Here is a 19967-nt window from a genome sequence, read left to right on the forward strand (position 1 = left end):
GAGAGACCAGGAATGGCGGGTCGGTTGGCCGGTCAGGACCGGTCGCGCCCCACCTCACTTGTGATGTTCACGTTAGCGGAGTCGGCGGCCCGCCAGATTGCGGGGTGCTGATCCCATCCGTCACTCCAGTGCTCCAGCTGCGCGGCAGTGGCGAGCAGTGTCGCGTCGTCGCCGTAGCGACCGGTGAGCAGCACCCCCACCGGAAGCCCGTCGGCGGTCCGCCCGACCGGCAGGGAAACGGACGGATCGCCCGTGACGTTGAAGACCGCGCAGTATGGCGAGAAACGCCGCTGCCTGTCGAAGTCCTCTGCCGGTTCGAGGGCGGCGAACGCCCCCACCGGCGCCTGCGGGGCCGCGAGCGTCGGGCACAGCAGCAGGTCGCAGCCGGCGGTACGGCGTACGCCACGGCGTACCTGCGCCTGGAGTTCGCCGAGCGCGGCGATCAGCCGGGCCGCGCCGAGCGCCTCGCCGCGTTCGCGCAGGAACCGGGTCAGCGGCAGCAGGTCGCCCTCCCGCCCGGCCGGGACGGGGGTGACAGCCAGCGCGTACCAGACGGTCTCGAACAGCGGCCACGCCTCGGGGCCGAGCGGCGCGGGGACGTCGACCACCTCGTGGCCGGCGTCGGCGAGCAGCGCGGAGGTCCGGTCGACGGCGGCTGCGCAGTCCGGGTGGACCGGTTCGTCGGCGAGCATCGGCGTGGTGAAGCGGCCGACGCGCAGCCGGCCGGGGCCGGCGGAGCGGGCGGCGCGGGTGACGCCGAGGTACCCGCCGGCGGGCGCGGCCGGCGGCAGGTACGGCTCGCCGGGCACCGGCCGCGCGAGCACGTCGAGCAGCGCGGCCACGTCGGCGACGGTACGGCCGATCGGCCCGTTCACCGGCAGCCCGAAGCCGCCGAAGCCGAGCGGCCCGCCGGAGACCATGCCCCGGCTCGGTTTGTAGCCGACCAGTCCGCAGAGCGCGGCCGGGATGCGCAGTGAGCCCCCGCCGTCGGAGCCCTGCGCCACCGGGACCAGCCCGGCGGCGACAGCTGCCGCCGCGCCGCCGCTGGATCCGCCGGCCGTGTACGCGAGGTCCCACGGGTTGCGGGCCGGTGGCGCCACCAGTCCCTCGGAGTAGAGCGAGCAGCCGAGTTCGGAGGTGGTGGTCTTGCCGAGGCTGACCAGGCCGGCGTCGGCCAGGAGGCGGACCACGTCGGCGTCGACGGGTGGGACGAAGTCGGCGAAGGCGGCCGAGCCGAAGGTGGTGCGTACCCCGGCGGTGAGCGTCAGGTCCTTGATCGCGGTCGGCACCCCGTGCAGGGGGCCGCGTTCCTCCGCCGCCACCGCGTCGGCGGCGCGGGCGGCGGTCCGGGCCCGCTCGGCGGTGACGGTGACGAACGCGCCGACAGTGTCGCCGAGCGCCTCGACCCGGCGCAGGTGGTGCTCGACCAGTTCCAGGCTGGACAGCTCGCCCCGGCGGATCGCGGCGGCCTGTTCCAGCGCGGTCAGGTCGTGCGGCTCGGCCATGCCGCCCATCCTGCCGGTCCGGCGGCCGGACGACCGGGCGACACGTCCGACCGGCGGTGGCCGGTCCGTATCCGGGTGATCCGACCGGCGGCAGCCGGTCCATATCCGGGTGACATGACCGGTTCGGGATGGTCCGCCGGGCGGGTGGGGCGCGCAGGATGTGCAGATCGACGTAATTCGATTGAAGGCTGCCCCGACCACCCCGAGGAGCACCCCGTGCACCACGCACCCGGCACACCGGCCCGCCCGTCCCGGCTCCCGCGCGCCCTGCGCCCCCTGCTCGCCCTCGCCCTGACCGCCGCCGGCCTCGCCGCCCTGCCGGTGGCACCGGCCGGAGCCCGCGACGGCGGGCCGGCCGCGGCGCTCGCCGCGAACCCCTACGAGCGCGGTCCCGCGCCCACCACCGCGTCGATCGAGGCCACCCGCGGCCCGTTCGCGATCGCCCAGACCACCGTCTCCGCGTCGAGCGTCAGCGGCTTCCGCGGCGGCACCATCTACTACCCGACAAGCACCGCCGAGGGCACCTTCGGCGCGGTCGCCGTCTCCCCCGGCTTCACCGCCAGCCAGTCGGCGGTGTCCTGGCTCGGGCCCCGGCTGGCCTCACAGGGCTTCGTGGTCATCACCATCGACACCCTCTCCGTCTACGACCAGCCGGCCAGCCGCGGCACCCAACTCCTGGCCGCCCTGGACTACCTGACGAACACCAGCGCGGTGCGTACCCGGATCGACCGCAACCGGCTGGCGGTGATGGGGCACTCGATGGGCGGTGGCGGCAGCCTGTCGGCGGCGAACGCCCGGCCCGCGCTCCAGGCGGCGATCCCGCTGACCGGCTGGCACTCCACGAAGAACTGGTCGTCGGTACGCGTGCCGACGCTCGTCATCGGCGCGGAGAACGACACGGTGGCACCGGTGTCGTCGCACTCGGAGCCGTTCTACACCAGCCTGCCGGCCACGCTGGACAAGGCGTACCTGGAGTTGAACGCGGCGAGCCACTCGGCGCCGACCTCGCCGAACGTGACTGTCGCGAAGTACAGCATCTCCTGGCTCAAGCGGTTCGTCGACGACGACACCCGCTACGAGCAGTTCCTCTGCCCGGCACCCCGGGGCACGGCCATCGAGGAGTACCGGGACACCTGCCCGCACTCCTGAGCAGCGCCGGGTGCGTCCGTCGACTCTAGGGCGACGACGGACGCACCCGCGCCGGTCTTCAGCGGCCGAGGAACCGCAGCGCGTTGCCGCCGAGCAGCGCGGCCCGCTGCGCGTCGGTGAGGAAGTCCGCCCGGTGCACCACCTGGCCGACCGGCCGCTCCCCCAGCGGGTACGGGTAGTCGCTGCCGAGCAGCACCCGCTCGGCGCCCATGGTGTCCACCAGCAGCCGCAGCGCGGCCGGTTCGAAGACCACCGAGTCGACGTGGAACCTGTCGACGTAGGAGCTGGGCGGTGCGCTCGACGCGCCGCGTACCAGGTCACCCCGGCGGTGCCAGGCGTTGTCGGCGCGGCCCAGCCAGAACGGGAAGCTGCCGCCGCCGTGCGCGAAGCAGATCCGCAGCGTCTCCGGCACCCGGTCGAACACGCCGCCGAGGATCAGTGCCAGCACCGACAGGTGCGTCTCGGCCGGCATCCCGGTCAGCCAGCGCGCCATCCACCGGTCCAGCCGGGGGCCGCCGGGCATGTCCCACGGGTGCACGAACACCGGCGCGCCCACCTCGGCGCAGTGGGTCAGGAACTGCACGATGCCCGCGTCGTCCAGGTCCCGGTCGCCGACGTGGTTACCGATCTCCACCCCGGCGTGCCCGGCCGCCAGGCAGCGGTCCAGCTCGGCGCAGGCCGCGTCCGCGTCCTGCAACGGCACCTGGCAGAACGGCACCAGCCGGTCGCCGCCGGCGGCGGTGACCTCCAGCGTGAGGTCGTTGAAGATCCGGGCCACCTTGACCGCCTGGTCGGCCGGGCGGTCGTAGCTGAAGAAGACCGGGGTGGGCGAGACGACCTGCACGTCCACGCCGTCGGCGTCCATGTCGGCGAGCCGGGTCGGCGCGTCCCAGCACTGCCCGCCGATCGGGCGGAACTCCGTCTCCCCCACCATGATCATGGCGGCGCGCTCGGAGTCCACCCGCAACCAGGGCCACCCGGACCCGCCGCACGCCGCGGCGAGGTCCGGCCACCCCTTCGGTACGACGTGCGTGTGCACGTCCACGACCGGCACGCGTCAGCCCTTGCCCGGGTGCAGCGCGCCGCAGTTGTCGCAGGTGCGGGCCTTCTCGTCGGCGTAGAACGCGGCGAAGACCGGGGGCAGGTCGGCGGCGATGTCGCGGACCTGCAACTCCACCTCGTGCACCTTGTGGTGGCACTCGCCGCAGTACCACTGGAACTTCTCCAGCGTGCCCTCCTCGCGGACCCGCTCGATCACCATGCCGATCGAGCCGGCCTCGGGGCGCTGCGGCGAGTGCGGGGTGTTGCGCGGCAGCATCCACATCTGCCCCTCGCGCACGTGCACCGTACGCGGGCCCTCGGGCAGCATCAGGTTGATGTGCATGTTGCCCTTGACCTGGTAGAAGAACTCCTCGTACGGGTCGACGTGGAAGTCCGTGCGCTGGTTCGGGCCGCCGACCACCATGACGATGAAGTCGTCGCTGCCGGGCAGCATCTCCTTGTTGCCCACCGGGGGCTTGAGCAGGTGCTGGTTCTCGCCGATCCAGCCGGAGAAGCTGAACGGCTCGGCGATCTCACTCATGGGAACCTCCCGACGGAAGTAGGGCGACTGCCTGCATCTCGATCAGCAGATGCGGATGCGGAAGCTGGTGCACGGCGACTGTGGTCCGGGTCGGGCCGGTGGCGTCGAAGAACTCCGCCCACACCTCGTTGTAGCCGCCGAAGTCGTTCATGTTGACCAGGTAGCTGGTGACCTGCACCAGGTCGCTCAGGTCGGCGCCGACCGAGCGGAGCAGGTCACGGATGTTCTCCACCACGGCCCGGGTCTGCTCCCGGATGTCCAGGTCGGTGGTGCCGAACTCGTCCACCGACACCCCGGCGAACGTGTTGTCCGGCCGGCGCGACGACGTGCCGGACACGTAGACGAACCCACCGCCCACCTTGACGTGCGGGAACGCGCCCCGCGGCACGGCCTTCCCGGCCACCACGCGGGCCGTCACGGCAGAGCCTTCAGGGAGGCGGAACCGAGCTTCTCCACAGTGGCGCGCACGTGTGCGCCCGGTCGCAACGGCACCGCTGCGGTGGCCGCGCCGGCCAGGAACACCCAGCCCTTGCGCAGCCGGACGCCGTGCCGGCCGGCCAGCCGCAGGCCCTCGTCCAGGGCGCGGCGCGGGTCGCCGAGGATGGCGGCGGTCGAGCCGACCTGTGCCACCCGCCCGTCGATCTCCAGCAGCACGCCGAGGTTGTCCAGCCCGTCCGGCACCGGCGACCACGGCCCGACCACGAACGCGGCGGCCGAGGTGTTGTCGGCCACCACGTCCGGCAGCGAGAAGGTGAAGTTCGCGTACCGGGAGTCGATCAGCTCGATCGCCGGGGCGACCGCGCGTACCGCCCGGGTGAACGAGCCGACCGGTTCGCCCGGGTCGGGCAGCCGGTCCAGCAGGAACGCCACCTCCGGCTCGACGCGCGGGTGGATGAAGTCGCCGACGTCGACGGCGCCGCCGTCGGGCACCCGCATCACGTCGGTCAGCCGGCCCCAGATCACCTCGTCCACGCCGACCTGGGCCATCTTGGCCTTGCTGGTGAGGCCCATCTTCAGGCCGACCAGCCGCTCACCCCGGTCGAGGCGGCGCTTCACCAGCGCGGTCTGCACCGCGTACGCGGCGTCGACGTCGAGGCCGGTCTCGGCGGCGAGCTGCGGGATCGCGGTGGCGTCGTCAGCCGCCGCGCCCAGCTTCTCCGCGATGCCCGCGATGTCCGGCCCGATCATGGGTTCTCCTTGCTCGCCAGGTCCAGTGCCACGTCCACGATCATGTCCTCCTGGCCGCCGACCATCCGGCGGCGGCCCAGCTCGACCAGGATCGAGCGGACGTCCACGCCGTACTTGGCCGAGGCACGCTCGGCGTGACGCAGGAAGCTTGAGTAGACGCCCGCGTACCCCAGGGAGAGCGTCTCCCGGTCCACCTGGACCGGCCGGTCCTGCAAAGGGCGGACGAGGTCGTCGGCGGCGTCCATCAGCGCGAACACGTCGCAGCCGTGCTTCCAGCCGTGCAGCTCGGCGACCGCGACGAAGACCTCCAGCGGCGCGTTGCCCGCGCCCGCGCCCATACCGGCGAGCGACGCGTCCACCCGGACGGTCCGCCCGGAGGGCGAACCGAGCGGGCCGTCGCCGAGGATCCGGCCGTGCTCGACCGCCAGCACGCTGTTCGCCACACCCAGGGACAGGTTGTGGTGCGCGTGGATGCCGATCTGCGTCTCCGGTTCCAGCACCTGCCGGTACGCGTCGACGCGCTGCGCCACGTCCGACATCAGCAGCCGCCCGCCGGAGTCGGTGACGTAGACGCAGTGCGCGCCGTACGACTCCATGAGCTTCGCCTGCGCGGCCAGCCCGGCCGGGTCGTTGAGGTGCGACATCATCAGGAACCCGGAGACGTCCATGTCGTTCTCCCGGGCCCAGGCGATGTGCTGGGCCGAGATGTCCGCCTCGGTGCAGTGCGTGGCGATCCGTACGCTCGTCACGCCGAGCGCCTTCGCCGCCTTCAGGTCGGCGATGGTGCCGATGCCCGGCAGCAGCAGCGTGGTGAGCCGCGCGGTGGTGAGCACCTCGGCGGCGGCGGCGATCCAGTCCGCGTCGGCGGCGGCGCCGTGCCCGTAGTTGACGCTGGAACCGGCCAGGCCGTCGCCGTGGGCCACCTCGACCGCCGCCACGCCGGCCGCGTCGAGCGCGGCGGCGATGGTACGCACCTGGTCGACCGTGTAGCGGTGGCCGATGGCGTGCATGCCGTCGCGCAGCGTCACGTCCTGGATGTAGAGGTCGGTCATCGCGCACTCACCTCCGTCGCGCGCAGCGCCACCAGCCGCTCCGCGGTACGCAGCGCGGCCGACGTCATGATGTCCAGGTTCCCGGCGTACGCGGGCAGGTAGTGCCCGGCGCCGGAGACCTCCAGGAACACCGACACCTGCAGGCCGGTGAAGTGCCGGCCGAGCACCGGCGCGTACGTGTCGACAGGGTCGAACTGCACGTCCTGCTTGAGCCGGTAGCCGGGCACGTACTCCTGCACGGCCTTCACCATGTCGGCCACCGAGGCGGCGATCGCGCCCCGGTCGGCGTCGGCGTCCGGGCACAGGCAGTAGACCGTGTCGCGCATGAGCAGCGGCGGGTCGGCCGGGTTCAGCACGATGATGGCCTTGCCGCGTTCGGCGCCGCCGACCACCTCGATGGCGCGGGCGGTGGTCTCGGTGAACTCGTCGATGTTGGCCCGGGTGCCCGGACCGGCCGACTTCGAGGCGATCGAGGCGACGATCTCGCCGTACGCGACAGGGGTGATCCGGCCGACCGCGTGCACGATCGGCACCGTCGCCTGCCCGCCGCAGGTCACCATGTTGACGTTCGGCTCGCCCAGGTGCTCGTCGAGGTTCACCGGCGGCACCACGTACGGGCCGATCGCGGCCGGGGTCAGGTCGACCACCGTGCGGCCGTGTGCCCGCAGCACCTCGTCGTGCCGCTTGTGCGCGCCAGCCGAGGTGGCGTCGAAGACCAGTTGGACGTCGGCGAACTCGGGCAGCGCGACGAGGCCGTCGACGCCCTCGGCGGTGGTGGTCACGCCGAGCCGGCGGGCCCGGGCCAGACCGTCCGAGGCCGGGTCGATGCCGGCCATCGCCACCATGCGCAGGCTCTCACTGAGCCGCAGCACCTTGATCATCAGGTCGGTGCCGATGTTGCCCGACCCGAGCACCGCCACTCCGACGCTCATGCCGGCCCTCCGCTGCGCTGCGTGCCGCCATGAGGCTCGACGGCCCTGTATCGATGATTCGCTCGCTGGCGCTCGCTCATGAGCTGGTCTCCTTGGAGAAACAGGTACGCACCGAACCGAGCCCGGAGATGCGCGCCTCGTACGCGGCGCCGGGCGTGACCGGCACCATCGGGCCGAGCGCGCCGGAGAGCACCACGTCACCGGCCTTGAGCGGGTCGCCCGCCCGGGCCATGGTCGCGGCCAGCCACTGCAACGCGTGCAGCGGATTGCCCAGGCAGGCCGCGCCCGCGCCGACCGAGACCGGCTCACCGGCGTGCTCCAGCACCATGCCGCACAGCCGCAGGTCCACGTCGGCGAGTCGCCGGGGCGCGGTGCCGAGCACGAACAGCCCGCTGGAGGCGTTGTCCGCCACCGTGTCCACGATGGAGATGTCCCAGTCGGCGATCCGCGAGTCGACGATCTCGATGGCCGGCAGCACGTGGTCCACCGACCGGATCAGGTCGACAGTGGTGACCCGCTCGTCCGGCAGGTCCGCGCCGAGCACGAAGGCGATCTCCGCCTCCACCCGCGGCTGGAGCAGCCGCCCGATCGGCACCTCGACGCCGTCACCGACGGCCATGTCGTCGAAGAGCACCCCGAAGTCGGGCTGGAAGACGCCGAAGCTCTCCTGCACGGTCCGCGACGTCAGGCCGATCTTCGCGCCGACGCGGCGGTGCCCCTTGCCCAGCCGCTGCCGGGTGTAGACCTGCTGCACCTGGTACGCGGCCTCGATGTCGCCCTCGGGCAGCAGCCGGCCGCGCAGCGGCGGGCAGGGCTTCCCCTCCTGCCGGGCCACCGCGAGTTCCCGGTTGGCGGCCTCGATGTCCACGGTCATGGCGGCTCCTCGCTTACGTCGCTGCGGATTCCGGCCATTCTGCCCACCACGCGCGCCCGCGCCAGTCCGCGCGCTCATGCTGGGCCACCCTTCGTTCGCGACTGCGGGGCTCGCAACACCGGCTCACTCCTCGCGCTCACGTCAAATCCACGCAGACATTCGTCAGTTCGGAGTAGAAGTCGAGCGAGTGCACGCCGCCCTCGCGGCCGACACCCGACGCCTTCATCCCGCCGAACGGGGTGCGCAGGTCGCGCAGGAACCAGGTGTTCACCCAGACGATGCCGGCGTCGAGCCGGGCACCGGCCCGGTGCGCCCGGCCCACGTCCCGCGTCCACACCGTCGCCGCCAGGCCGTAGGCGGTGCCGTTTGCGAGCGCGAACGCCTCGTCCTCGTCGTCGAACGGCGCGACGTGCACCACCGGGCCGAAGATCTCCTCCTGGTTGGTGCGGGCGTCCGGGCCGAGCCCGGTGAGCACCGTCGGCTGCACGTACGCCCCGCCGTCGCGGGCGTCGCCGAAGCGCGGCACGCCGCCCCCGGCGCGCACCTCGGCGCCCTCGGTACGGGCCAGCGCGTAGTGGCCGAGCACCTTGTCCCGGTGACCGTGCGAGATGAGCGGCATGTTCGCCGTCGCCTCGTCGTCCGGCCAGCCGTACGCCAGCTCGTCGGCGCGCTTGGACAGGCGGGCGGTGAACTCCTCGAACACCGGCCGCTGCACGTAGACGCGCTCGGTGCAGAGACAGACCTGGCCGCCGTTCGTGAAACTGGACCGCACCGAACCGGCGACCGCCGCGTCCAGGTCGGCGTCGGCGAAGACCAGGCCGGCGTTCTTGCCGCCCAGCTCGAAGCTGACCGCCTTCACCCCGTCGGCGGCGGCGCGCATGATCGCGCTGCCGGTCGCCGACTCGCCGGTGAACGTGATCGCGTCCACGCCCGCGTGCCGGGTCAGGTGCTCACCGGCCGAGCCGGGCCCGAAGCCGTGCACCAGGTTGAACACGCCCTCCGGCACGCCCGCCGCGGCCATCACCTCGGCCAGCAGCGTGGCCGAGGCGGGGGTCTCCTCGCTGGGCTTGACCACCACGGCGTTGCCGCAGGCCAGGGCCGGGGCGACCTTCCAGGTGAGCAGCAGCAGCGGCAGGTTCCACGGCACGATGACCGCCACCACGCCGACCGGCTTACGGACCGCGTAGTTGAGCGCCCGCCCACCGGTCGGTGTGACGGTGGTGAACGACTCGGTGGGCGCGGTCGCCACGATCTCCGCGAACGCCCGGAAGTTGGCAGCGCCGCGCGGGATGTCGAGCGTACGGGCCTGCGAGATGGACTTGCCGGTGTCCGCCACCTCGGCGGCGACCAGGTCGTCGAAGCGCCGTTCCAGCTCGTCGGCGACCCGGCGGAGCACCTCGGCGCGCTCCCGCTCGCCCATCCGGCCCCACGGGCCGCGCAGCGCCGCCCGTGCCGCGGCGACAGCGTCGTCCACAGTCGACTGCGACGCCTCGACCACCTCGAACACCGGCTCGCCGGTGACCGGGCTGCGCTTGGTGAACCGGGAGCCGGCGTCGACGAACTCGCCGCCGACGAAGTTGCGCAGCAGGCCGGGGCCGTCCGGCGCGTGCCCGGTCATCAGCCGGGGATCCCAGAGCGTCATCGCCGCCGCCCCAGCGCCGCGCGGACACCACCGGCCAGCAGCGCCAGCGCGCCGGCCGCCACCGCGCCGACCACCGCGTACTGCGCGCGCACCCGGCGGCGCACCTGCGCGTACGGGGTGGTGGAGAAGGAGACCAGCTCGTACTGGGAGACGTAGCGGCCGGGCAACGCCCGCTCCAGGGCGTGCTCGACCTGCTTGCGGGTGCGGAACACCGGCGAGGCGACCTTGTCCCGCATCTCCACGAAGTTCGCCAGCGCCATCCGGGCGATCGCCTCCGCGTTGTCCTGGCGGCGGTGCTGGAACAGCGGCAGCGCGGCGGTCCACTCGTCGTCGCACTCGTCCAGGCAGCGGTCCAGCTCGACCACGTCCTCGAACGCGCAGTTCGCGCCCTGGCCGTAGAACGGCACGATGGCGTGCGCGGCGTCGCCGATCAGGCCGACCTTGCCGGCTACCTGCCACGGCGTGCAGCGCACCGTGCCGAGCACACCGACCGGGTTGTGCTGGTAGTCGTCGACCAGGTTCGGCGCGAGCGGGACCAGGTCCGGGTAGTGGGTGGCGAAGAACTGCTCGATCGCGGCCGGGCTGCTCAGCGACGCGAAGCTGCGGGTGCCGTGGGTGGGCCAGAACAGCGTGCAGGTGAAGGAGCGGTCCGGGTTCGGCAGCGCGATCATCATCGAGGTGCCGCGCGGCCAGATGTGCAGCGCGCCCGGGTCGAGCGCGAACTCCCCGCCCAGCGGCGGGATGGTCAGCTCCTTGTAGCCGTAGTCGAGGAAGTCGAGGCTCTCGGTCAGGCCGCCGTACGCGAGCAGCTGCCCGCGCACCGCGGAGCCGGCGCCGTCGGCGCCGAGGACGACCGAGGCGGTGGCGGTGACCTTGCCCTGCGGCGTCTCGAACGTCATCTCGCCGCCGAGCGGGTCGAGGCCGACCAGCCGGTGGTCGAACGCGACGCGCACGTTCGGCAGCGCGGCGGCGGCGTCGAGCAGCGCGTTGTTCAGCGCGCCCCGGCTGATCGAGTTGATCGCCCGGTCCCCGGAGCCGCTGTACGACTGGAACTCCGGCTCGCCCTCGACCGGGTGGATCATGCGGCCGCGCATCGGCAGCGCGTCCGCCATCACCTCGTCCTCCAGGCCGATGCGGCGCAGCGCGTCCAGGCCGCGCTCGGACAGCGCCAGGTTGATCGACCGGCCCCGCTCGACCGTGCCGGTACGCGGGTCGGGCCGCCGCTCGTAGAGGGCCACCGGATAGCCGCGCCGGGCCAGGTAGCAGGCCAGCAGGCAGCCGGCCAGTCCGGCGCCGACCACAGCGATCTCGTCGCGCTCTCTCACGAGCCCTCCTTCTCGAACGTTGCCGCCAGCGCCTCGGCGACCCGCCAGCAGTCGTGGTACGTGGAGTACAGCGGCACCGGCGCGAACCGGACGATGTCCGGCTCCCGGGCGTCGGCGACCACGCCGTGCTCGTGCCGCAGCCGCTTGGTCAGCTCGTTGGCGCTACCGACGCCGATCCGCACCGAGAGCTGGCAACCGCGCCGGGCCGGGTCGCGCGGGGTGACCACGGTGAGCGGCCGGCCGGGCGTCACCTCGTCGAGCAGCTGCTCCAGCCAGGCGGTCAGCCGCAGGCTGCGCTCACGCAGCGCCGGCATGCCGACGGAGTCGAACAGCTCCAGCGAGGTACGCACCGGGCCCATCGCGAAGATCGGCGGGTTGGAGATCTGCCACGCCTCGACGGTGGCCGGGGGCCGGGACACCGGGGTCATCTCGAACCGGGTGGCCGCCTCGGTGCTCCACCAGCCCTCGAAGCGCTGGATGGACGGATCGCCGAGGTGCCGCTCGTGGACGAAGACGCCACCGAGCGCGCCCGGCCCGGAGTTGAGGTACTTGTACGAGCACCAGGCGGCGAAGTCGACGTCCCAGTCGTGCAGCGCCAGCGGCACGTTGCCGGCGGCGTGCGCCAGGTCCCAGCCGACCACCGCGCCCGCCGCGCGGCCGGCGGCGGTGATGGTGGGGATGTCCATCAGCTCGCCGGTCAGGTAGTTCACGCCGCCGAGCATCAGCAGCGCCACCGTGTGGCCCTCGCGGGCCAGGAAGTCCAGCACGTCCTCGGTGTCGAGCGTGTCGGAGCCGGGGCGCGGCTTGAGGCGTACGACAGTGGTGTCCGGGTCCAGGCCGTGGAAGCGGGCCTGGCTGCGCACCGCGTAGCTGTCCGAGGGGAACGCGCTGTCCTCGATGACGATGCGGGTGCGCTCGCCGGCCGGCCGGTAGAAGCTCACCATCAGCAGGTGCAGGTTGACGGTGAGGGAGTTCATCACCACGGTCTCGGCGGGCAGCGCGCCGACCAGGCGGGCGGCCGGCGCGGTCAGCAGCTCGTGGTACGGCAGCCAGGGCCGCTCCGACTCCAGGTGCCCCTCCACGCCCAGGCGCTGCCAGGCGTCCAGGTCGGCGAGCAGCTCGTCCCGGGTGGCCCGGGGCTGAAGGCCGAGCGAGTTGCCGGCGAGGTACGCCGTGTCGGGGTAGCGCCCGCCGTCGGCGGGCGGGATGTGGAACAGGTGCCGGTGGCCGGGGTCGGCGGCGTCGCGGCGGAGGGCTTCGTTCTCGGGGGTGTGCATGCTGTTCTCTCTCGTCACATCGCGGTGCGGGCCGACCACAGCTCCGGGAAGACCACCCGGGCCATGCTGCGCTGCAACCATGCCAGTCCGGCGGAGCCGCCGCTGCCGACCTTGGCGCCCATGGTGCGCTGCACGGCCTTGACGTGGTTCCAGCGCCAGTCGCCGAACTCCTCGGCGATCTCGGTCAGCGCGTCGCCGAGCAGGCGCAGGTGGTTGTCCGGGCCGTTGTCGCCGTAGATGCGGACCCAGGCCGCCTCGATCGCCGGGTGCGCCTCGTGCTCGGCGTTCACGTCCCGCGACAGCAGTTCGGCCGGTACGTCGAAGCCCTTGCGGGCCAGCAGCGCCACCACCTCGTCCCAGAGGCTCGGCGTGGCCAGCGCGGCGGTCAGCTCGTCGTACACCTCGGTGTGCCGGCGGAACGGGCGGATCAGCGCCCGGTCGCGCAGGCCGAGCAGGAACTCCAGTTGCCGGTACATCGCGGACTGGAAGCCGGAGCCCTCGCCGAGCCGGTCGCGGAAGCGGTTGAAGTCGGCCGGGCTCATCCAGCGCAGGCCGTGCCAGGCGGCGTTGAGGCCCTCCAGGTGCAGAGCGGCGCGGCGCAGCGGGGGCAGCGCCTCCCAGATCCGGTCCTCGCGCAGCTCGCGCTTGGCGTGCCGCAGCTCGTGGCAGGTCAGGCCGAAGTACAGCTCCATGATCTGGCTGACCATCAGGAAGGACATCTCGCCCGGGTCGTCGCTGAGCGGCTCCTGGAGCCGGTGCAGCGTGCTGGCCCGTACGTACGCGTCGTACGGCACGCGGTCGGCGAACTCCAGGGTCGGCTCGCCGCCGTTGCGCGCCGCCCGAGCCGCCCGTTCCTGCGGGGTTACCGGGCGCACCGCCGTCGTCTGTTCCACAGTCATTCTCCGTCCGTGCGCGGGGTAGACGTCATGATCCCGCTGGTGGGCGGCCGAATGGAATGCCTGTTCAACGGCGGTATGGTGGTCTCACTTGGCGAACCGAAACCATCTCGCGTCGCCCTCTTTACGGAAGGAAGGTCCGCGCGTGGACGACATGGACTGGGCGCTGCTGCGCGAGCTCCAGGCCGACGCCCGGCTGTCGTACAGCGAGTTGTCCCGCCGGGTCCACCTGTCCCCGCCCGCGGTCGCCGAGCGGGTGCGGCGGCTGGAGGAATCCGGCGTGATCACCGGCTACCACGCCCACGTCGACCTCACCCGGGCCGGGCGCACGGTGCTCGCGCTGATCCGGATGTCCTGCTACGGCGCGCGCTGCATCCTCAACGACCCCGACGTCGCGGGCTGGCCGGAGATCATGGAGATCCACCGGATCACCGGGGACGCGTGCAGCATGCTCAAGGTCGCCGCGACGAACATGGGCGAGTTCGAAGAGGTCATCGACCGCCTCGCGCCGTACGGGCAGCCGTCCAGCACGATGGTGCTCTCCACGCCGCTGGCCTGGCACCCGGTGGTCAAGGCGCCTCGTTAGCTTCCCCCACCTCCCGGGAACACAGCCGCCGCTGCCCGTCAGTGGTCCGGCGCACCGTCGCGCCGGGAGGGGGGAACCATGCGAGGGCTCGTGTCACATCGTGCGTTGTCGTCCCTGCTGGGCCTACTCGGCCTGGTCGCGGCGTTCGTCCTGACCACCGCGCCGCCGGCCCGGGCCGGGGAGAGCGTGTTCATCGAGGTGACGCCGAACAGCGTCCAGGCCGGTTCCCGGGTCAACCTGCGGGCCGGCTGCGACAACAGCAACAACCGCCAGGCGCAGGTCACCTCGGACGCCTTCGGGCGGGTGACGCTGCGGCCGGACAACGGCTTCCTCACCGGCTCGGTCACAGTGCCAGGGAACAAGGCGCCCGGCGACTACCCGGTGAACCTGGACTGCTCCAACGGCAACACCGCCTCGACCATGCTCACCGTGCTCAACATGGCGCAGCCGAGCAAGGGGCCGGCGACCGGCGGCGGTGGCACCGCGGGCAGCCGGGGCACGGGCTCGCTGCTGCTGGTCGGCGGTCTGGTAGCGGTGGCAGTGGTGGCCGGTGTGAGCGCCCGCCGCAAGACCGGCGGCCGCGTCTGACGGGGTGCCGCGATGGCCCGCTCATCACGCCGCCGGGACCGTACCGGCCCGGCGGCGGACCGCACCGGCCGCCGCGCCGCCGCCCGCCGGTCGCGGGGGCGTACCGGACGGCTCCGGGCCGCGCTGCGGCTGACCGCCGGGGCCGCGCGCCGGTTCGCCCACATCGCCGGGCACGCGTTCTCGGCCAGCGTCGCCACGGCGGATCCGCAGTCCCGGCCGGTTCCGGCCCGCGCCGCCCGGACCACCACCCGCCGGTACGCCCCGAGCCGGCACCCGGGTGTCCCGGTGCTCGTGGTGGCGAGCGTGATGGCGCTGATCGTGGCCATGCTCGGCGTGGAACGGGTGACCGGGGTCAGCGTGCTGCCCGACCGGATCGTCGCCGGTCTGCGCCCGCCGCCGAAGAAGTTCCCGGTGCTGCCGGCCAGTCCGCCGACGGACCTGAGCATCGGGAAGCTGGACCTGCGCGCGCCGGTGCACCGGGTCGGCATCGCGCCGGACGGCAGCATCGCGGTGCCGGACGTGGAACGGGCCGGTGAGGTCGGCTGGTACGACCAGGGCCCCACCCCCGGCCAGTACGGCCCGGCGGTGCTCGTCGGCCACGTCGACACCACCACCGGGCCGGCCGTCTTCCACGGGCTGCGGGAACTCGACGACGGCGACCGGATCGAGGTGACCCGCCAGGACCGCTCGGTGGCGGTGTTCGAGGTGACCTCGATCGAGCGGTACGGCAAGGAGAAGCTGCCGGTGGAGGACGTCTACGGCGACTTCAGCCGGCCCGGCCTGCGGCTGATCACCTGCGGCGGGCGCTGGGTCGGCGGCGAGACCGGGTACGCGGACAACCTGGTGGTCTACGCCTCGCTGGTCAAGGCGCGCTGAGCGCCGGTCAGGCCGCCTCGGGCTCGGGCTCGCGCAGGTCGAGCCAGTCCGCCCAGCGCGGGTCGGGGGCGCGGTGCCCGAGCACCCGCCAGGCGGTCCCCTTGGGCGCGGCCGGCAGGTGGTGCAGCCGCCAGCCCAGCTCGGCCGGCGTCTTGTCGCCCTTCGTGTGGTTGCACCGGGCGCAGGCGGCGACCACGTTCTCCCAGGCGTGCCGGCCGCCCCGGCTGCGCGGGAACACGTGGTCGATGGTCTCGGCCGGCCCCCGGCAGTACGCGCACCGCCACCCGTCGCGGGCGAACACGGCCCGCCGGGACAACCCGACGTGGGTGCGGTACGGCACCCGGACGTAGCGGGTCAGGCGTACCACAGAGGGCACCGGTAACGCGTTGCGCGCACTGTGCAGGATGCCCTCGCCGTCGGCGACGCAGACCGCCTTGGCGGAGAGGACGAGGATCGCGGCACGACGCACCGACACGACGCACAGGGGCTCGTAGGTGGCGTTGAGAACGAGTGCACCGGAGCCCGCCGTGGGTCGTATGTCAGGCATCGCGCTCACCCTCCCGGTCCAGCCGCTCCCGCCGCCCGCGCGCCGGAACCGCCCGCGAACAGCGCGGAACAGCTCCGACGCCGGCTGGATCACCGACGTCCGTTGCGCCAATAGTCCCTGATCGCGCCCTCGATTGCACGTACTAATCCCGGCTTCCCCCGGGCAGCGGCACTTCGCCGTGGTGGCGATGTCCGCCGCCGCCCGCCCGTGCGGTACGAAAGCACTGTGAACGTCTCCGACCTGATCTCCGCCGTGGTGTCCGCCCTCTCCGACCGGCGCCCGGACTGCCAGGGCAGCAGCTCCTGCGAGTTCCTGTACCGGCTCACCGGCTCCGCCTGGTTCGCCGAGAGCAGCTACTGGATCCTGCTGAAACCGCTGCGGGTCGCGTTGATCCTGATGATCGCGGTGGCCGCCCGGTGGGCGCTGCACCGGACCATCAACCGGCTGGTGCGGACCACCACCGACGGCGCGGTGCCGACCATGCTCCGCCCGCTGCGCGAGCGGATCCCCAGCGCCACGCTGGACCCGAACCAGTTCGTGCCGGAGCGGCGGCGGCAGCGGGCCGAGGCGATCGGGTCGGTGCTGCGCAGCATGGTCACCGCGTTCGTCTTCGGCATCGCGCTGCTGATGGTGCTCAAGGAGTTCAGCTTCGACCTGGCCCCGCTGCTGGCCAGCGCGGGCATCGCCGGCGTGGCGCTCGGCTTCGGCGCGCAGAGCCTGGTCAAGGACCTCATCGCCGGCCTGTTCATGCTGATCGAGGACCAGTACGGCGTCGGCGACACGGTCGACCTGGGCGAGGCGACGGGCGTGGTCGAGGCGGTGGGGTTGCGGGTCACCACCGTCCGGGACGGCCGCGGCGTGCTCTGGTACATCCGCAACGGCGAGATCATCCGGGTCGGGAACAAGAGCCAGGGCTGGGCGCTGGTGGTGGTCGACCTGCCGATCGGGTTCGCCTCCACCGAGGAGGCCACCGCTGTGCTGCGTACCGCGGCGGCGTCGGTGGCGCTGGACCCGGAGCTGGCGCCGAAGATCGTCGAGGAGCCGGAGGTGCTCGGCGTCGAGCAGATCACCGTCGACGGCGCGGTGATCCGTACCGTCGTCAAGACCACCGCGGACGGCCAGTTCGCGGTCGGCCGCGAGCTGCGCCGCCGGCTCGCGGAGGCGCTGGAGAACTCGGGGATCGTCGCGCAGATCGCGGCCGCCCGGCTGTTCCCGGGCCTGCCGGTCCAGCCGCCGGCGCCGCCCGCCACCGAGGGCACGGGGACCGGCGGACCCACCTGAGTCGCCGGACGAGCCGGACAATTTCCGGGGGTCGCGCGCCGCGCGGCCCCTCGGGTATCGTCCGTTCGGTTCAGTCGGAGATGCGACGATCAATCCGTTCGCCCTAGCCAGTTGTCAGACGATCGGGCAGAATCCGGTGCACACGCTCCACCGGGGAGCGTGCTCGTGTCCTCGCTGATCGGTTGATCTGACGACGGTTCCCGGTCGGGCCATCACAAGTGGTCGACCAGGAACGATGGAGGCGACGGTGTCCGACGCGCGACCCGCCCAGGAGAGCCCGGCCACCTTTCGGGACGTCTTCGGCCAGTCGGAGTTCCGCGTCATCTTCGCCGCCAACACCCTCTCCTGGGTGGGTGACTACCTGGCCCGCGCCGCGGTCGCCGTGCTCGTGTTGCGCGAGACCGACTCGGTAGCGCTCTCCGCCGCCGCGTTCGCCGCCAGCTACCTTCCCTGGCTGGTCGGCGGCCCACTGCTCTCCGCGCTCGCCGAGCGGCACCACTACCGGCGGGTCATGGTGGTCTGCGACGTCCTCCGGATGGCGCTGATGGCGCTCGTCGCGATGCCCCGGATGCCGACCTGGTCGATCTTCGCGCTGATCTTCCTGGCCACGCTCGCGAACCCGCCCAGCCAGGCGGCGCGGTCGGCGCTGATGCCGCACATCCTGACCGGGGACCGGCTGGTCGTGGGCCTGTCCGCGTTGACCAGCGCCGGCCAGGCCGCCCAGGTCGTCGGCTACCTGATCGGCGCCACAGTGGCGGCGCTCAACCCGAACATCGCGCTGCTCGTCAACGCCGTCACCTTCGCCGTGTCGGCCGCGCTGGTCCGCTTCGGCATCCGCGAGCGGCCACCGGCGATGGCCGAGGTGCACCGCAGCCACCTGCTGCGGGAGACCGTCCAGGGCTTCCAGATCGTCTTCGACCGGCCGGTGCTGCGCGCCATCGCGGTGCTGGTGTTCAGCGCGATGCTCTTCTCGATCGTCCCCGAGGGGCTGGCCGCGGGCTGGGCCGCCGACCGCGCCGACGGCCGGATGAACACCGGCACCGCCCAAGGGCTGATCATGGCCGCCGTGCCGGTCGGCTACATCCTCGGCGGGCTGACCATCAGCCGGCTCGTCGGCCCGGCCCGGCGGCTGACGCTGATGCGACCGTTGATGATCATCGCGCCGGCGACGCTCGTACCCGCGCTGTTCAACCCGCCACCGACGGTGGTGGCGCTGCTCGCGGCCGGGTGCGGCTTCGCCGTCGCCGGGCTCGTCCCGATCGCCAACGGCCTGTTCGTGCAGGCGCTGCCGGACGGGTTCCGGGCCCGGGCGTTCGGCGTGATGGCCAGCGGCACACAGATCATCCAGGGTGCCGCGGTGCTGGCCACCGGCGCGCTCGCCGAGCGGTTCTCGGTTCCGGCGGTGGTCGGTGCCTGGAGCGCGGCCGGGGTGCTGATCATGACCGGGGCGGCGCTCGCCTGGCCCCGGCCACAGGTGATCAACGAGGCCATCGAGACCGCCCGCGCCGAGTCCTCGGCCGCCACCGGGGTCGCGCACGCGCACCCGCCCGGCCCGGCGCCGGGTGACCGCAACCGCGAACCCGGCCGGCACCGGCACGCGGTGACGTGATCCGCGCCGCCCGGCGGGCGGGCGCGGGTGCCGGGGCGCACCTGGCAGGATGGAAGCGTGACTTCCCCAGGCGAGTCGATGACCCTCTTCGAGGCGATCGGCGGCGAACCGGCCTTCCGCAAGCTGGTGGACGAGTTCTACGCCGGCGTCGCCGACGACCCGCTGCTGCGGCCGATGTACCCGGAGGAGGACCTCGGCCCGGCGGCGGACCGGCTGACCCTGTTCCTCATGCAGTACTGGGGCGGCCCGCACACCTACTCGGAGCAGCGCGGCCACCCGCGGCTGCGGATGCGCCACGCACCGTTCCGGATCGGCGCGGCCGAGCGGGACGCCTGGCTGCACCACATGCGCCGGGCGGTGGACACGCTCGACCTGCCGCCGCAGCTCGCCGCCGCGCTCTGGGACTACCTGGAGCGGGCCGCCTATTTCATGGTGAACGTGATGGAGGACCCGGCCGCGGGCTGAGCCCGGCTCAGAGCAGGGCACCCTCGTCGTGCAGCCAGTCGACGAACGTCACGGCGACCGCGGCGCCGCAGTCGAGCATCTCGACCAGCAGGGCGTCGTGTGCGCCGGCGCCGAGCGGGACCTGCAACTCGGCGTAGATCGGGAGCTGACCGCGTTCGGTCGGGTCGCCGATGTACGCCTTGCAGAAGCGCCGGGTGTGGTTCCACTCGTTCACCACGCGGTAGGCCCGGTCGGCCCAGTCCGGTGGGACCGTCGCGTGCGGGCGGGCCCGCATCACCAGGATCTCGTCCTCCGGACCCTCCAGCGCGACCAGCACCGCGTGCCGCTCCCACATGGCCAGCAGGTTGCCGTCCCCGTCGGCCAGATAGCGCACGTCGAGCAGGTCGAGCGCGTCGCAGACCCGGCTCAGGGTGACCGGCGCGACGGTGGCCGGCATGTCCGCGAGGGCCGGCCGCTCGGGTGGCGCCACGTCGTCGCCCGGAGGGCGGGGGGCCGGCGGCCCGACCCGGATGGTGTCATCCACTGTGGTCCCGCTTCGAGTCTCCGGCTCCCCGCCAACGGCGGGACCAGGGCGCCATGACCACCACGGCATC

The 19967-nt window shown here is 73.0% G+C and carries 21 protein-coding genes; 7 read left to right on the forward strand and 14 right to left on the reverse strand.

Annotation, left to right across the window (positions count from 1 at the left end):
* Window positions 1-32 precede the first annotated feature (32 nt).
* A complete protein-coding gene (locus AB0B20_RS22825) occupies window positions 33-1505 on the reverse strand; it encodes an amidase (protein WP_357473233.1) in 1473 nt (490 codons plus the stop codon).
* Between the two features lie 216 nt (window positions 1506-1721).
* Between AB0B20_RS22825 and AB0B20_RS22830 the strand changes: the two genes are divergently transcribed.
* The gene (locus AB0B20_RS22830; protein WP_357473236.1) at window positions 1722-2654 is read left to right on the forward strand and encodes an alpha/beta hydrolase; all 933 of its coding nucleotides are present in this window, start codon (window positions 1722-1724) and stop codon (window positions 2652-2654) included.
* A 58-nt stretch (window positions 2655-2712) separates the two neighbouring features.
* Here AB0B20_RS22830 and AB0B20_RS22835 read toward each other — a convergent pair whose 3' ends face one another.
* From AB0B20_RS22835 to AB0B20_RS22885, 11 genes are all read right to left on the reverse strand, one after another.
* Window positions 2713-3708, reverse strand: coding sequence for an amidohydrolase family protein (locus tag AB0B20_RS22835; RefSeq protein WP_357473239.1), 996 nt, complete (start codon window positions 3706-3708; stop codon window positions 2713-2715).
* 3 nt (window positions 3709-3711) lie between these two features.
* A complete protein-coding gene (locus AB0B20_RS22840) occupies window positions 3712-4236 on the reverse strand; it encodes a 3-hydroxyanthranilate 3,4-dioxygenase (RefSeq protein WP_013288058.1) in 525 nt (174 codons plus the stop codon).
* Entirely contained in the window at window positions 4229-4654 is a 426-nt protein-coding gene (locus AB0B20_RS22845) for a RidA family protein (RefSeq protein ID WP_357473244.1), read from the reverse strand. The genes AB0B20_RS22840 and AB0B20_RS22845 overlap by 8 nt, the downstream gene beginning before the upstream one ends.
* On the reverse strand, window positions 4651-5424 hold the full coding sequence (locus AB0B20_RS22850) for a 4-oxalocrotonate decarboxylase (RefSeq protein WP_357473247.1): 774 nt from the start codon (window positions 5422-5424) through the stop codon (window positions 4651-4653). The genes AB0B20_RS22845 and AB0B20_RS22850 overlap by 4 nt, the downstream gene beginning before the upstream one ends.
* Window positions 5421-6476, reverse strand: coding sequence for a 4-hydroxy-2-oxovalerate aldolase (gene dmpG / locus AB0B20_RS22855; protein ID WP_357473250.1), 1056 nt, complete (start codon window positions 6474-6476; stop codon window positions 5421-5423). Before dmpG ends, AB0B20_RS22850 begins: the two co-directional genes overlap by 4 nt.
* On the reverse strand, window positions 6473-7408 hold the full coding sequence (locus tag AB0B20_RS22860; protein ID WP_357473254.1) for an acetaldehyde dehydrogenase (acetylating): 936 nt from the start codon (window positions 7406-7408) through the stop codon (window positions 6473-6475). Before AB0B20_RS22860 ends, dmpG begins: the two co-directional genes overlap by 4 nt.
* Before the next feature lie 76 nt (window positions 7409-7484).
* The gene (locus AB0B20_RS22865; protein WP_357386309.1) at window positions 7485-8282 is read right to left on the reverse strand and encodes a fumarylacetoacetate hydrolase family protein; all 798 of its coding nucleotides are present in this window, start codon (window positions 8280-8282) and stop codon (window positions 7485-7487) included.
* Between the two features lie 136 nt (window positions 8283-8418).
* Complete coding sequence (locus AB0B20_RS22870) at window positions 8419-9900, reverse strand: 2-hydroxymuconic semialdehyde dehydrogenase (RefSeq protein ID WP_357473345.1); 1482 nt, start codon at window positions 9898-9900, stop codon at window positions 8419-8421.
* Window positions 9901-9920: 20 nt separating this feature from the next.
* Window positions 9921-11249 carry an NAD(P)/FAD-dependent oxidoreductase gene (locus AB0B20_RS22875; RefSeq protein WP_357473258.1) on the reverse strand — a complete coding sequence of 443 codons (1329 nt, stop codon included), beginning with the start codon at window positions 11247-11249 and terminating at the stop codon, window positions 9921-9923.
* Window positions 11246-12526: a kynureninase gene (gene kynU, locus AB0B20_RS22880; RefSeq protein WP_357473261.1), complete on the reverse strand. Its 1281-nt coding sequence runs from the start codon at window positions 12524-12526 to the stop codon at window positions 11246-11248. The genes AB0B20_RS22875 and kynU overlap by 4 nt, the downstream gene beginning before the upstream one ends.
* Before the next feature lie 14 nt (window positions 12527-12540).
* Entirely contained in the window at window positions 12541-13425 is an 885-nt protein-coding gene (locus AB0B20_RS22885) for a tryptophan 2,3-dioxygenase family protein (RefSeq protein WP_357386303.1), read from the reverse strand.
* 142 nt (window positions 13426-13567) lie between these two features.
* Here AB0B20_RS22885 and AB0B20_RS22890 point away from each other — a divergent pair, with 142 nt between their 5' ends.
* The 3 genes from AB0B20_RS22890 (at window position 13568) to AB0B20_RS22900 (ending at window position 15472) form a co-directional block, all read left to right on the forward strand.
* On the forward strand, window positions 13568-14008 hold the full coding sequence (locus AB0B20_RS22890; protein WP_091423095.1) for an Lrp/AsnC family transcriptional regulator: 441 nt from the start codon (window positions 13568-13570) through the stop codon (window positions 14006-14008).
* Window positions 14009-14086: 78 nt separating this feature from the next.
* Entirely contained in the window at window positions 14087-14596 is a 510-nt protein-coding gene (locus AB0B20_RS22895; RefSeq protein WP_357386301.1) for a hypothetical protein, read from the forward strand.
* 12 nt (window positions 14597-14608) lie between these two features.
* Window positions 14609-15472, forward strand: coding sequence for a class F sortase (locus AB0B20_RS22900; RefSeq protein WP_357386300.1), 864 nt, complete (start codon window positions 14609-14611; stop codon window positions 15470-15472).
* A 7-nt stretch (window positions 15473-15479) separates the two neighbouring features.
* On the opposite strand, the gene AB0B20_RS22905 is transcribed toward AB0B20_RS22900, so the two are convergent.
* A complete protein-coding gene (locus tag AB0B20_RS22905; protein ID WP_357386298.1) occupies window positions 15480-16019 on the reverse strand; it encodes an HNH endonuclease in 540 nt (179 codons plus the stop codon).
* A gap of 207 nt (window positions 16020-16226) precedes the next feature.
* On the opposite strand from AB0B20_RS22905, the gene AB0B20_RS22910 reads away from it, so the two are divergent.
* The 3 genes from AB0B20_RS22910 (at window position 16227) to AB0B20_RS22920 (ending at window position 19374) form a co-directional block, all read left to right on the forward strand.
* A complete protein-coding gene (locus AB0B20_RS22910; RefSeq protein WP_357386296.1) occupies window positions 16227-17300 on the forward strand; it encodes a mechanosensitive ion channel family protein in 1074 nt (357 codons plus the stop codon).
* Window positions 17301-17535: 235 nt separating this feature from the next.
* Window positions 17536-18909: an MFS transporter gene (locus tag AB0B20_RS22915; protein ID WP_357386294.1), complete on the forward strand. Its 1374-nt coding sequence runs from the start codon at window positions 17536-17538 to the stop codon at window positions 18907-18909.
* A gap of 78 nt (window positions 18910-18987) precedes the next feature.
* On the forward strand, window positions 18988-19374 hold the full coding sequence (locus AB0B20_RS22920; protein WP_357386382.1) for a globin: 387 nt from the start codon (window positions 18988-18990) through the stop codon (window positions 19372-19374).
* A gap of 7 nt (window positions 19375-19381) precedes the next feature.
* Here AB0B20_RS22920 and AB0B20_RS22925 read toward each other — a convergent pair whose 3' ends face one another.
* Window positions 19382-19966: a YbjN domain-containing protein gene (locus tag AB0B20_RS22925; protein WP_357386292.1), complete on the reverse strand. Its 585-nt coding sequence runs from the start codon at window positions 19964-19966 to the stop codon at window positions 19382-19384.
* Between the last annotated feature and the right edge of the window lies 1 nt (window position 19967).

The sequence above is a fragment of the Micromonospora sp. NPDC049151 genome (assembly GCF_040648395.1).
Classification (GTDB): Bacteria; Actinomycetota; Actinomycetes; order Mycobacteriales; family Micromonosporaceae; genus Micromonospora.